This is a genomic window from Streptomyces sp. NPDC044061, from assembly GCF_056434305.1.
This window is the reverse complement of sequence record NZ_JBWKFL010000011.1, coordinates 276,877-288,468: the sequence shown is the minus strand read 5'-3', so window position 1 is coordinate 288,468 and position 11,592 is coordinate 276,877. Positions and strand designations below refer to the sequence as shown.

Sequence of the window (11,592 nt, the reverse complement as noted above, 5' to 3'; positions counted from 1 at the left end):
CGAGTTGATCTGTGCCGCAGGTCCGGGCTTTTCCGCGGCCGGGCCGGGCCGCGACCGGCTGTGCCGCCACCCGGGCCCACCTGCCCGGCTCGCCCCGCTTCCGCACGCGCCACAGCCCCCTATCGTGAGCCCCATGAGCGGCATCCCGCACGACACACCCGGCGAACCCGACCCGCTGCGCGCCCTCTCCCTGGACCGGCTGCGACGTCGCACGAGCATGAAGTGGCGCACCTACCCCGAGGACGTGCTGCCGCTGTGGGTGGCCGAGATGGACGTCCCCCTCGCCGAGGTGGTCGTCCGCGCCGTCACCGACGCCCTCGCCCTCGGGGACACCGGCTACCCGGCGGGCACCGCCTACGCCGAAGCACTGGCCGGCTTCGCCGCCAAGCGCTGGAATTGGCACGGACTCGCCGTGGAGCGCACCGCGATCGTCCCGGACGTGATGCTCGGCGTGGTCGAAATGCTCAAGCTGGTCACCGGGCCCGGCGATCCGGTGATCGTGAACTCTCCGGTGTACCCGCCGTTCTACCAGTTCGTCACCCACATGGACCGCCGCGTGGTGGAGGCCCCGCTCGGCGCCGGCCTGCGCATCGACCTCGATCTGCTGGCGGACACGTTCCGGCGCGCGACCGCCGGCGGCGGCCGCGCCGCCTTCCTGCTGTGCAGCCCGCACAACCCCACCGGCACCGTGCACACCGCCGCCGAACTGGCCGCCGTCGCGGACCTGGCCGAACACCACGGCGTCCGGGTCGTCGCGGACGAGATCCACGCCCCGCTGGTCGCCCCCGGCGTCACCTTCGCGCCGTACCTGAGCGTGCCCGGGGCCGGACGCGGCCTGTCGCTGATGTCCGCGTCCAAGGGCTGGAACCTGGCCGGACTCAAGGCCGCGCTCGCCCTGGCCGGACCGGGAGCGGCCGCCGACCTCGCCCGGCTGCCCGAGGAGGTGGGCCACGGCCCCAGCCACATCGGCGTCATCGCCCACACGGCCGCCCTGAATGACGGCATCGGTTGGCTGGACGCCCTGCTGGCCGGTCTCGACACCAACCGGCGCCTGCTCACCGCCCTGCTCGCCGAGCACCTGCCCGCGATCCGCCCCTGTCCCGCCGAGGCCACCTTCCTGGCCTGGCTCGACTGCCGTGCCCTCGGCCTCGGCGACGACCCCGCCGAGGTGTTCCTGGAGCGCGGCCGGATAGCTCTCAGCTCGGGCCTCCCCTTCGGCAGCGGCGGTGCCGGGCACGCACGCCTGAACCTGGCGACCTCCCCGGAGATCCTGACGGAGGCGGTACGGCGCATGGCGGCGGCGCTCGCCTGAGCGGTGGCCGCACGGCAGGGGTGTCCCGCGAGGGAACGCGGCCTCCTAGACTGCCGGACATGGACGACACACGGCGGGACCCGCTCGGCTCCGGCAAGTACCTGCTGGTCACCAGCTACCGCAAGGACGGCAGCTCCGTCGCCACCCCGGTGTGGGTGGTCCCGGACGGCGACGCCCTCGGGGTGTGGACGGCCGCCGACAGCTGGAAGGTCAAGCGGATCCGCCGGCGCGCGGACGTCCTCGTCGGCCCCTGCGACGTGCGCGGCCGTCCCACCGGGGACCAGCACCCGGCCACCGCCGAGATCGCCGACGCGGCCACCACCGCCCGCTACCGCACCCTCATCGCCCGCAAGTACGGCGTCCTCGGCCGGCTCACGCTGCTGGGCAGCCGGCTGCGGCGCGGCCTGGACGGCACGGTCGGGATCCGGGTGACCCTGGAGCCGTGATCCGGACGGTCGGGATCCGGGGGACCCCGAAGCCGTGATCAGGTCGCGCGTCGTGGTGTCCCGGGGCCCCGGGGAAGCCGCCGTGTCCCCGGGGCCCCGGGCGGCTACGACGCGTCCAGCAACGTGCCGGTGAACTCCAGCCCACCGGGCTGCGGTTCGCCGGTCTGCTGGTCGATCTGCCGGAACCGCACCGACTCGGCCGGCTCCGTCACCCGGTCCTTGCCCGTGGGAATGGTGACGTCCGCGCTGGTGCTGCCCGCCGGGACGCCCACCCACAGATAGAGACCGCCGTCCAGCTTGGACAGGGGCCGTTCCGGGTCGGGCGACGCGCCGGTGGTGTCCCGCAGCCAGCGTGCGGTCACGTCCTTGGTGGACAGCTCGGGGCCGGTGGCCGGGGCGACGGCCGTGAAGACCGCGCCCATGTCCACGTCGACGGGTTCGGACAGCGACAGCCGCCACTTCAGGGCCTGCCCCTCGGTCACCTTGTCGGCGACCGGGGTGACGGTCATCCTGGGCGCCGGGTCGTCGTCGTGCACGGTGATCCCGCCCCGGTACGAGCCGACGACCGCGCCCCGGACCGCCTTGACGGCGATGTCGTACGACACGTCGGAGCCGTAGCGCGTGTTGCCCTTCACCTCGACCGGAACATCGATGTCGTGGCCGCCCGGACGCACGGTGACCAGCCGGTCCTTGCCCCGGCCGGTGGCCGGGTCCAGAACGTACACCCGGACCTGGCCGCTGCCGTGTCCCGAGACGTCCACGGGCACGTGGTAGGTGCGCACGCCGGAGTCGCCCTCGTCGACGGTCGTCCGGCCGACGTCCACCCGGGGCAGAGCCGCGGCCCGCACCGCCGGCAGACCGGGCCGCCAGCCCCAGGCGTCCATCAGCCACGCCCGGCCGGAGCCCGAACGCGGGGTCAGCTCCAGGGACTTGACCGTGTGCAGGTCGAGCCCGGCACGGCCGGCCGCCGCCAGCGGGACCCGGATCTCGCGCGCCCAGTAGGAGGCGGTGCGCTCGCTGCCGGGCAGCCCGTCGATCCGGACCTTGCCCAGGACCGCCCTGCGGCCGGAGGCGTCGGTGACGGACACGTCCAGGCGCGTGTTCCGGGAGTTCGGGGGCACGAACAGCCGCAGCGCCAGCGCCTTGTCACCGGCCAGCGAGACCGGGTTCTTCACCCGCACCCGAGCAGGGGTGCCGGCGCGGGTCCAGCGCAGGGCGATCGCGCTGCGGCCGGTCTCCCGGTCCGTCTGCCACTGCGCGAAGTGCGGCGAGATGCCCTTGGCGCCCTGGCCCAGGCAGGCCTTGGCCGGTGCGGGATCCACCACCGCGCAGAGCCGGCCGCCGGTAACGGACACCCCGCCGTCCGGCAGGAACCCGGCATCGCGGCGCCCGCCCACGGCGTGGGTGAGGACACGGGCCGGGTCCGCCGACGGCGCCCGCTTCCCGGAACCGTCCAGCAGCGGCCGCACCCGGTCGTCACCGGCGAGGAACAGCCGCGCGGCGGCAGCGATGTAGGTCGAGCCGGCCCGGTGCTGCTGGTCGGCGGTCAGCCGGGTGGCGGCGTGTTTGGAGCAGACCGGGTCGTGCCGCTGCGGGTCGTCCGAGAAGTCGTCCTCGGCGGGGGCGGCCGCCTGCCCCGGCGTCCACTCGGAGTTGAAGAAGTTGTGGTTGGCGCCGAGGACGTACACCGCGCTGTGCAGGGCGCTGCCGCGGCTGACCGCGCGCGTCCCGTCGACGTACACCTCGCCCTGGAGGTCGGAGACGTCGCCGTCGCAGCCGGGCAGGATGGTCGCCGACGGCACGTCGGGCACCGGGTTCTGGCCGAAGACGGTGGGGCCGATGAGGACCAGACCGCGGATGGTCCAGCGCACCGGTCCGTGGTAGCCGTCCTGCGCGGCGGGCGGCGGGTAGAGGCTGTCCAGCGCCGCCCGGTTCACGCCCTCGCCACCGCGCGAGTGCCCGACCAGCAGAACGCGGGACAGATCGGCCCGGGGTGCGTCCCGGACGACCGCCGGTGCCGTGTCGGGGTGTTCGGCCCAGTCGGCCCACCGCGCCAGGTGCAGACGCACGAGGGAGGAACGCGCCTGCGCGCCGCCGTCCTCGGCCGCCCAGTCCTGGCCGTTGATGCCGTTCGCGGAGATCGACACGGTCACATAGCCCTGGGACGCCAGCAGTTTCTGGTCCCGCAGATAACCGCGATGGCTCGGCACCGGCTTGGTCCCGGCCGCGCAGGGCCAGTCACCGGTGATGTCGTGGCCCTTGTAGCACGTGTAGTGGCGGCCGTGCAGGAACAGCGCCAGCGGGCGGGGCCCTCGGGCGCCGGTCGGGGCGACGACCACCGCTCGCATCTCCACCGGCGCCGAGAGGCCCGGCAGCCGGACCGACTCGAGTCGGTACTCACCCGACCTGGTGTGGTAGGAACCCGGCTTGCCCGGGTCCACGGAGTTGGCCGGCAGCGGCGCCGGCGGCCGGCCGGCCGACGTGGCCGGGGCGGGGCTCGCGCCGTCCAGCCGGCGTCCGCCGGACCACACTTGAAGCCCGCGCAGCGCCTCGGGGCGCCGGCCGTCGAGCCGCAGCCGGAAGGTGCGACCGTCCGCGGCGGGCCGCGGAACACCCAGCAGCCGTCCGCCGGAACGGAATTCGACACGCGCGTCGCCCATGGGCACAGGCCGGCCGGACCGCCACACCAGCTGCGGCGTCGCACGGCCGCCGGTGATGCCCCACCCGGGCGGCAGCGTCCCGTCTGCCCCGGCGGTCAACGCCGCGGGCGATGACGGTGGTTGACCTTGTGCGACTGCCGATCCCGGGGACGCTCCCGCCACCGCGAGTAACGCGGCGGCGGTGACCCATATGCGCCGGGCACGGACCACAGTTCCTCCTCTGACCACGACCTCGGGCGTCCCGGCGGTCCCGGGCGCCCCTCGCCCCCGGAGGACGGGCAGGAGACTCTGTGGGTTGCCTGTGCAGGGCAGTTGTTCGATCACATCGGGCGGTCAGCGGCCCGACGGACGGCACCCGCGCGGTTCCCGAGCCGGACGCCCGGTGGCGATCTCGTCCGCGACGAGCCGCCCGGCCACGGGAGCCCGGGTGGCGGCGGAGTGCGCGACGGCCGGTCACCCCGGCGGCCGGGCGTGGCGCCCGATCGACAGGGTGACCGGCACACCCCGGCGGGCCGGGTGACGGGCGATGGAGGAACCGAGGATCCCGGCACCCACGACCACGACGGACATGGCATTGCACCCTCGGCCCGGGCTCGACGGCGGTCCGGCTATGCGTCCCCGGACGGCACCGGAGTGGCCTGGTGGTAGTACATCCGCCAGCCCGAGTGCTCGTCCCTGCGGCGCCACAGCGAACTGCGGCGCGCACGGCGGCCGTCGAGCACCGTCTCGTACGTCAGATGCACCAGACCCGGGGCGAGCCGAACCCCCTTGAACTCCGAGGGCTCGTAACGCGGGCCCTGCTCCGTGCCGCCCGCCATGTCCGGCAGCTCGGCCAGGAGGTCCTCCAGGGTCCATCGCCTGCCCGAGGCGCCGACCTCGACGAAGTCCGGGTCGAGCCACTGCCGCGCCAGGTCCCGCGAGGCGCGCACCGTGGGGTCCATGAGCCGAAGCTCACCCTCTACGGCCGCGCGCACCTGCTCCGATGCCGATTCCGATGCTGATTGCGTGCTCATGCAGGCATCTTGACCCGGATCGCGGGTCCGCCGTCGGCATGCCCTCAGGTCCAGGCGCGGTACGGCTCGTCGAGCAGTTGGAAGACCGGCTCGCCGCGCACCGGGTCCTTGGCCGTGGACAGCCGGACCCGGTCCCCGCTGTGGATGCCGACGGGCGGGCCCATGACCCGGCCCCGCACCACGAACCCCTCGGCCATCTCGATCAGCGACACATTGCGCGCCGCGGGCGTGTTGCGGTGCACCACGGTGGAGTGGCGCACGGTACCCGTGCCCTCGCTGCGCTCCGTGCGCAACTCGCTGCCCTGGCAAACCGGACACAGCAGCCGGTGGTACATCGCGGTGCCGCACCAGGTGCAGCGCTGGAAGACGATGGCGTCCCTGGAGTCCGCGGCAGCGGGGTCGAGAACACCCGCCGCGGAGCCGGCCGCCGGATACGAGGTGCTTGCTGAGTGGTGGTACACGCTGGTCAACTCCCTGCGCTCGGCCGGAATCCCGCGCGCCCGGCGCGAACCGCGCACGCATGTGCGCGGCTCCGGTGCCACCGTGCACGCCGACAGAGTATGGCACTCAGTGTCACTCGTAAAGGCACTCCGTACCCCGAATCTGCGGAGGCTTTGTGCAGGGACGCCAGCCGGGCCGGCGCCCGCCGGCTCAGGCCCGGCCGAGTGCCGACTCGAACCGCTGCACCACCCGCCACAGCGGCGCGTTCCGGCGGGCGACCAGCACGATCACGTCGTCGGGGCGCTCGATGCCGGGGTCCTCGACGTCGGGCTGCCCGGCCCGCCCCGTGTCGTACCCGAGGACCGCGGGACTGGAGTGGGCCGGGGTGGGACGCGGGTGTGCCGCGTGACCGAAGGCCGCCTGGACGTACCCCAGGGCGTGGTCCACCGCCGCGCCCGCGTCGTCCTTGCCGTCCGAACGCAGCCAGGAGCGCAGGGCGTTGTTGTGCGCGGCGACGACCGAGGCCGCGATCACGTCGGCGCGCAGCGTCCCGTCGGGCCGGCCCGCGAACCGCTCGCGCAGGTACTCGGCGAGCGCGCGCTCGTAGCGCCACACCACCGACAGCTCGTAGGCGCGCAGCCCGGGCACCTCCTTGGTGAGCCGGTAGCGCTGCACGGAGAAGGTCGGGTTCTCCGCATACATCCGCAGCACCAGCCGGGCCGCGTCGCACACGCGCCGCACCGGCTCGTCCGCCTCGTCGCTCGCTGCGAGGAACGCGGTCATGTCCGCGAGACAGCGCTCGTGGTCGGGGAAGACCACGTCCTCCTTCGAGGGGAAGTAGCGGAAGAACGAGCGCCGGCCGACCCCGGCCAGCGTCACGATGTCGTCCACGGTGGTCTGCTCGTACCCGCGTTCCAGGAAGAGCCGGAAGGCCGCCTCGACCAGGGCGTCCCGCATCGGCGGCTTGGCGGCCGACGCCGCGCTGCTGGAGCTCATGGACGGGAACGTAGCACCCGGCCCGGATTCATGACACTCAGTGCAGCAGGAACTCCCAAGCAGGGGAACTGAGTGCACTGCAGCCGCGATTCCGAACACCGGAGCGATCGAATTGATTGGAAACGATCGATACGATTGTGGGCGTAGAGTAAGTCACTCGGGATCACTGTTCCAGGGGGAGCCCCATGCGACTGCACGTCGACCAGCGCCACGAGCGGGTGCTCGAACTCGTCCGGGAGCGGGGCAGTCTCCGCGTCGCCGAACTGGCGGCCGAACTCGGCGTCTCCGCGGTCACACTGAGGCGCGACGTGGAGGCGCTGGCGGCCCAGGGCCGGGTGCACCGGCTGCACGGGGCGGTCGTCTGGCCCGGTGACACCGCGGCGGCCCCCGAGCGCCGGCGGGAGCCCGCCGAAGGCGCCGTGATCGGCATGATCGTGCCCACCACGAACTACATCTTCGCCGACATCGTGCGCGGCGCCCGCGAGGCGGTCGGCGCCCAGGGCGGCCGGCTGGTGCTCGGCGTCTCCGGCTATGTCGACACCGAGGACCCCGTCCAGGCGGAACACCTGGTCGCGGGCGGTGCCCAGGGGCTCCTGGTGGCGCCCAGCTGGTTCGGCGGCGTCCCCGAGGACGGCCAGGAGAAGTGGCTCATGGAGTGCGAGGTGCCCACCGTCCTGGTCGAGCGCTCCGCGCTGCCCGGCAACCCCGCGGCCGACCTCGACCGGGTGCGCACCGACCGCGCCCACGGCGCCGCCGTCGCCGTCGGCCACTTCGCCGCCCTCGGTCACCGCCGGATCACCGCCGTCCTCCAGGAGGGCCCGCATGCCGTCCAGATCAGCGCCGGCTTCCAGGCCGCCGTGCGCTCGCGCGGCATCGACGTCGACCAGGGCGCCCCGAGCGTGCGTGAACACGGCGACTACGACGCTTCCGTCGACTACCTCGTGCAGGCGGTGCGCGAACGCGGGGTGACCGCCGCGCTGGTGCACAGCGACGAGGACGCCATCGTGCTGGTGCCCCGGCTCCAGGCGCGCGGCGTACGGGTGCCCGACGACCTGGCCCTCATCGCCTACGACGACGAGGTCGCCGGACTCGCCGACGTGCCCCTGTCCGCCATCGCCCCGCCCAAGCGCGCGGTGGGCGAACTCGCCGCGAAGCTGCTGCTGCGCCGCCTCGCCGAGCGGACCGCGGGCCGTCGGCCCGGTCCCCGGCAACACCTCGACCTGCTCCCCGAGTTGCGGATCCGCTCCTCGTGCGGGGGAGTGGCGCCCGTCGACGGCTCCTGACGGCACCAGAAGAAGCGCACGAGCGAACTGATCGGATCGCGATCGTTTTGATTATCTTGCGCGAACGTTCTTGGCGCTGATCGTGTCGGCACAAAAGATGTCCTGCGACCGCCTCTTCCCGTACGAGGTCTCGTAGGAGCCGTGCCATGACGCGTACGTCACGATCGTTCCGTGCAGCCGTAACCGCCGCCCTCGCCGCCCTGGGTCTGCTCGCCACCGCCTGCGGCGGCAGCGGCGGTTCCACCGGTGCCGCGTCCGACGGCAAGCCGGTGACCATCGACTACTGGACCTGCACGTCCTGCTCCACGACCCGTACCTCGACCCCACCGAGGCCCACGCGCTCGGCACCGAGCCCGTCGGCCTGGACGAACTGGCCGCGCGCAGCCATGTGGTGACCATCCACGCCCCGCAACTACCCGAGACACACCACATGCTCGACGCCCGCCGACTCGCCCTCCTGCCGGACGGCGCGACGCTCGTCAACACCGCCCGCGGCTCCCTCGTCGACACCGACGCCCTCGTCGCCCACCTGCTCACCGGCCGCCTCAACGCCGTCCTCGACGTCACCGAACCCGACGTGCCCCCGGCCGACTCCCCCCTCTACCGCTTGCCGAACGTACTGCTCACCCCGCACGTAGCCGGCTCCCTGGGCAACGAACTGGGCCGCATGACCGACTGGGCCGTCGAGGAGGTCGCCCGCTACGCACGCGGCCTGCCGTTCGCGCACGGCGTCGGCCCCGAGGAGCTGAGCCGGTCGGCGTGACGCCTCACAGCCCCGACTCCCGTGCCCCGAAAGGACCTTCATGCCCGCCCAGCGTGTCCTCGTCGTCGGCGTCGACGGCGTACGCATCGACGTCCTGCGCCTCCTGCCCACCCCGCGCCTCGACGCCCTGGCCGCCGACGGCTTCCTCACCCACGTCGAGGTCGACGACGACACCCCCACCATGTCGGGCCCCTGCTGGGCGACGATCGTCACCGGTGTGGGCGTCGCCAAGCACGGTGTGTGGAGCAACGACCTCTCCGCCACCGTCTCGACGTCTTCCCGGACTTCGCCACCCGCCTCGACCGGCTCGACGGCCGCCGCACCTTCGTCGCCGCCGGCCGGCGCCCGCTGCTGCAGCCGCGCGACGGCGGCCCCCTCTTCCGCGCCCCCTCCGGCTCGGTGCACATCGCCCCGCGCGCCGACACCCCCGAGGCTTGGGAGGAGTGCGACGAGCGGATCACCGAGGCCGCCGCGCGCGTCCTGGCCGAGGACGACGTCGACGCCGCCTTCGTCCATCTCGGCGCACCCGACGAGACCGCACACGCCATCGGCTGCGGGAAGGCGTACGAGACGTCGGTGCGCCGCGCCGACGCCCGTCCGGGCAGACTGCTCGCCGCCGTGCGCTCCCGCCCCGCCCATGCCGACGAGCAGTGGACGTACCTGGTGGTCACCGATCACGGCCACGTCGACGCGGGCGGACACGGCGGCCGGTCCGGCGCCGAGCGCACCGCCTGGCCGGCCGCCGCCGGTCGCGGCATCGGCCGCGCACCGGACCGGATCCGGCACGCCGACGTCGCCGCCCAGGTGTTCGCCGCGCTCGGCCGCCGTCCGGACCGCCACTGGACGCTCGACGGCCGCCCCTTCGCCGCCCGGCCGGACGCGGTCCTGCTCGACATGGACGGCACCCTCGTCGACACCGAGTCCCTGTGGCTGCGCACGGTCCGCGAGACGGCACCCGGCATCGACCCGGACGACCTGTTCGCCGCCCTCGGCCGCTAGGCCGCCGACACCGCGGCCCACCTGCACACCCTCACCGGCACCGACCCCGACGCCCTCGCCGCCGGTTCCTCGGCGCCGTCGAGCAGCAGGCGACGCCCCTGCCGGGGGCGCTGGAACTCCTCGCTCTGCTCCGGGAGTCGGACATTCCCGCGGCCCTCGTCACCGCGTCCTCCCGGCCGGTCGTGGACGCCGTCCTGAAGGTGCTCGCACCGGAGGGCGCCGAGGTCCTGCGCACCACGGTCGCCGCGGGCGGCACCGCACGTACCAAGCCCGCACCCGACCCCTATCCGGCCGCCGCCCGCGCCCTCGCCGTGGACCCCGCCGCGTGCCTGGCCGTCGAGGACTCACCCACCGGCGTCGCCGCCGCCGAGGCGGCCGGCTGCAGGGTGCTCGCCGTCCCGTCGTACACACCGATCGTCCCGGCACCCCGCCGCAGCGTGCGCCGCGGCCTGACCGGCATCGGCGTCGAGGAGCTGTGGGCGGCCGGGCTGCGGATCCCGCACAGCTGACGAGTGCTGCCGGGCACTGCCGGGCACTGCCGGGCACTGACGGGCAGGGCCGCCGGATGTCGCCCGCACCCTGCGACGTAACCTTTCTCCACCGCTGCCGCCACCGGCCCCGTGCCGCGCCCGGCCCCGCCCGAGGAGAACCCGCATGCCCACCGCCCGCCCCCGCGTCCTCTACGTCACCGACCTGGCGTACCCGGCCCGCGGGCGCCGCTACTGCGACGAGGACATCTTCCTCACCTCCCGGCTGCGCGAGCACTTCGACCTCGCCCTGTGCCACCCGCTGGACGCGGCCGCGCTGATGGACGGGCACGACGCCGTCGTCGTCCGCAACAGCGGGCCCGTCCTCGGCTACCAGAAGGAGTACGACGCCTTCCGCGCGCGTGCGCTCGACAGCGGGATCCGGGTGTACAACCCGCTCACCGGCAGGGCCGACATGGCCGGCAAGCAGTACCTGGTCGACCTGAGCGCCGCCGGCTTCCCGGTCATCCCCACCGTCGACCGCGCCGAGGACCTGCACCTGCTGCCGACGGCCGAGCGGTACGTGGTCAAGCCCAAGCTCGGCGCCGACTCCTTCGGCCTGCGGGTCCTGCCCGCCGACCGGCTCGGCCTGCTCGCCGACGGCAGCGTCCTCGTCCAGCCGTGCGTCGACTTCGCCTACGAGGTGTCCTTCTACTTCGTGGACGACGACTTCCAGTACGCCCTGTACGCACCCGACCCGGAGCGCCGCTGGGAACTGACGCCGTACGCGGCCACCGCCGCCGACCTGGAGTTCGCCCGGCGCTTCATCGACTGGAACGGCCTCGGCCACGGCATCCAGCGCGTCGACGCCTGCCGCGCGCCGGACGGCGAACTGCTGCTGGTCGAGCTGGAGGACCTCAACCCCTATCTGTCCCTGGACGCCCTGCCCGAGGAGGCCAGGGACGCCTTCGTCACCGCGCTGACGGCGTCCCTGAGCCGGTTCGTCCACGGGGAGCGGGCGGCGCTCATCCCAGCCTGACGGTGATCCGCTGCGTCGCGCCCGCCGTCGCGGTCAGGTCCCCGAAGGCCAGCGTCAACGCGGAGCCCGTGGCCGACGAGGACAGCGTGGCCGGCGCCGACGTCACCGCCTTCACCGCCCGCCGCCAGGTCAGGGTCAGGCTCGTGCGCATGCGCATCGGATCGCTCACCGCG

Annotated in this window: 13 protein-coding genes and 2 pseudogenes; 9 read left to right on the top strand and 6 right to left on the bottom strand. The window is 74.0% G+C overall.

Annotated features, from left to right (window positions below; all coding sequences use genetic code 11):
• The first annotated feature begins 133 nt into the window (after positions 1 to 133).
• Together AC07CM_RS20175 and AC07CM_RS20170 are read left to right on the top strand one after the other, a co-directional pair.
• A complete protein-coding gene (locus AC07CM_RS20175; RefSeq protein ID WP_478877761.1) occupies positions 134 to 1,312 on the top strand; it encodes a MalY/PatB family protein in 1,179 nt (392 codons plus the stop codon).
• Positions 1,313 to 1,371: 59 nt separating this feature from the next.
• Positions 1,372 to 1,758, top strand: a complete 387-nt coding sequence (locus tag AC07CM_RS20170; protein ID WP_478877760.1) for a PPOX class F420-dependent oxidoreductase — start codon at positions 1,372 to 1,374, stop codon at positions 1,756 to 1,758.
• A 104-nt stretch (positions 1,759 to 1,862) separates the two neighbouring features.
• Here the strand turns inward: AC07CM_RS20170 and AC07CM_RS20165 are convergent, their stop codons facing one another.
• The 5 genes from AC07CM_RS20165 to AC07CM_RS20145 form a co-directional block, all read right to left on the bottom strand.
• Positions 1,863 to 4,628: a hypothetical protein gene (locus tag AC07CM_RS20165; RefSeq protein ID WP_478877759.1), complete on the bottom strand. Its 2,766-nt coding sequence runs from the start codon at positions 4,626 to 4,628 to the stop codon at positions 1,863 to 1,865.
• A gap of 243 nt (positions 4,629 to 4,871) precedes the next feature.
• Positions 4,872 to 4,988, bottom strand: coding sequence for a 3-hydroxyacyl-CoA dehydrogenase NAD-binding domain-containing protein (locus AC07CM_RS20160; protein WP_478877758.1), 117 nt, complete (start codon positions 4,986 to 4,988; stop codon positions 4,872 to 4,874).
• A gap of 38 nt (positions 4,989 to 5,026) precedes the next feature.
• Positions 5,027 to 5,431, bottom strand: a complete 405-nt coding sequence (locus AC07CM_RS20155; protein ID WP_478877757.1) for a nuclear transport factor 2 family protein — start codon at positions 5,429 to 5,431, stop codon at positions 5,027 to 5,029.
• 44 nt (positions 5,432 to 5,475) lie between these two features.
• Entirely contained in the window at positions 5,476 to 5,892 is a 417-nt protein-coding gene (locus AC07CM_RS20150) for a Zn-ribbon domain-containing OB-fold protein (protein ID WP_478877756.1), read from the bottom strand.
• Positions 5,893 to 6,082: 190 nt separating this feature from the next.
• Positions 6,083 to 6,868 carry a TetR family transcriptional regulator gene (locus tag AC07CM_RS20145; protein ID WP_478877755.1) on the bottom strand — a complete coding sequence of 262 codons (786 nt, stop codon included), beginning with the start codon at positions 6,866 to 6,868 and terminating at the stop codon, positions 6,083 to 6,085.
• A gap of 185 nt (positions 6,869 to 7,053) precedes the next feature.
• On the opposite strand from AC07CM_RS20145, the gene AC07CM_RS20140 reads away from it, so the two are divergent.
• The 7 genes and pseudogenes from AC07CM_RS20140 (at position 7,054) to AC07CM_RS20110 (ending at position 11,419) form a co-directional block, all read left to right on the top strand.
• Positions 7,054 to 8,151: a substrate-binding domain-containing protein gene (locus AC07CM_RS20140; RefSeq protein ID WP_478877754.1), complete on the top strand. Its 1,098-nt coding sequence runs from the start codon at positions 7,054 to 7,056 to the stop codon at positions 8,149 to 8,151.
• Positions 8,152 to 8,297: 146 nt separating this feature from the next.
• Positions 8,298 to 8,546 carry a hypothetical protein gene (locus AC07CM_RS20135; protein ID WP_478877753.1) on the top strand — a complete coding sequence of 83 codons (249 nt, stop codon included), beginning with the start codon at positions 8,298 to 8,300 and terminating at the stop codon, positions 8,544 to 8,546.
• Positions 8,429 to 8,914: pseudogene (locus AC07CM_RS20130) on the top strand (NAD(P)-dependent oxidoreductase); the annotation flags it as partial. The gene AC07CM_RS20135 and the pseudogene AC07CM_RS20130, both read left to right, overlap by 118 nt.
• Before the next feature lie 40 nt (positions 8,915 to 8,954).
• A pseudogene (locus AC07CM_RS20125) lies at positions 8,955 to 9,110 on the top strand (HAD-IA family hydrolase); the annotation flags it as partial.
• 44 nt (positions 9,111 to 9,154) lie between these two features.
• Positions 9,155 to 9,913 carry an alkaline phosphatase family protein gene (locus tag AC07CM_RS20120; RefSeq protein ID WP_478877752.1) on the top strand — a complete coding sequence of 253 codons (759 nt, stop codon included), beginning with the start codon at positions 9,155 to 9,157 and terminating at the stop codon, positions 9,911 to 9,913.
• Complete coding sequence (locus tag AC07CM_RS20115; protein WP_478877751.1) at positions 9,841 to 10,422, top strand: HAD-IA family hydrolase; 582 nt, start codon at positions 9,841 to 9,843, stop codon at positions 10,420 to 10,422. Before AC07CM_RS20120 ends, AC07CM_RS20115 begins: the two co-directional genes overlap by 73 nt.
• 145 nt (positions 10,423 to 10,567) lie before the next feature.
• A complete protein-coding gene (locus AC07CM_RS20110; protein WP_478877750.1) occupies positions 10,568 to 11,419 on the top strand; it encodes an ATP-grasp domain-containing protein in 852 nt (283 codons plus the stop codon).
• Here AC07CM_RS20110 and AC07CM_RS20105 read toward each other — a convergent pair.
• The gene (locus AC07CM_RS20105) at positions 11,406 to 11,588 is read right to left on the bottom strand and encodes a hypothetical protein (RefSeq protein WP_478877749.1); all 183 of its coding nucleotides are present in this window, start codon (positions 11,586 to 11,588) and stop codon (positions 11,406 to 11,408) included. The two genes, AC07CM_RS20110 and AC07CM_RS20105, sit on opposite strands and share 14 nt — an antisense overlap.
• Positions 11,589 to 11,592: the final 4 nt, after the last annotated feature.

Excerpts from the sequence above, each read along its gene's own strand:
- AC07CM_RS20175 (WP_478877761.1), top strand. The coding sequence starts at position 134 with ATGAGCGGCATCCCGCACGACACACCCGGCGAACCCGACCCGCTGCGC.
- AC07CM_RS20170 (WP_478877760.1), top strand. The coding sequence starts at position 1,372 with ATGGACGACACACGGCGGGACCCGCTCGGCTCCGGCAAGTACCTGCTG.
- AC07CM_RS20160 (WP_478877758.1), bottom strand. The coding sequence starts at position 4,988 with ATGTCCGTCGTGGTCGTGGGTGCCGGGATCCTCGGTTCCTCCATCGCC.
- AC07CM_RS20155 (WP_478877757.1), bottom strand. The coding sequence starts at position 5,431 with ATGAGCACGCAATCAGCATCGGAATCGGCATCGGAGCAGGTGCGCGCG.
- AC07CM_RS20145 (WP_478877755.1), bottom strand. The coding sequence starts at position 6,868 with ATGAGCTCCAGCAGCGCGGCGTCGGCCGCCAAGCCGCCGATGCGGGAC.
- AC07CM_RS20140 (WP_478877754.1), top strand. The coding sequence starts at position 7,054 with ATGCGACTGCACGTCGACCAGCGCCACGAGCGGGTGCTCGAACTCGTC.
- AC07CM_RS20135 (WP_478877753.1), top strand. The coding sequence starts at position 8,298 with ATGACGCGTACGTCACGATCGTTCCGTGCAGCCGTAACCGCCGCCCTC.
- AC07CM_RS20110 (WP_478877750.1), top strand. The coding sequence starts at position 10,568 with ATGCCCACCGCCCGCCCCCGCGTCCTCTACGTCACCGACCTGGCGTAC.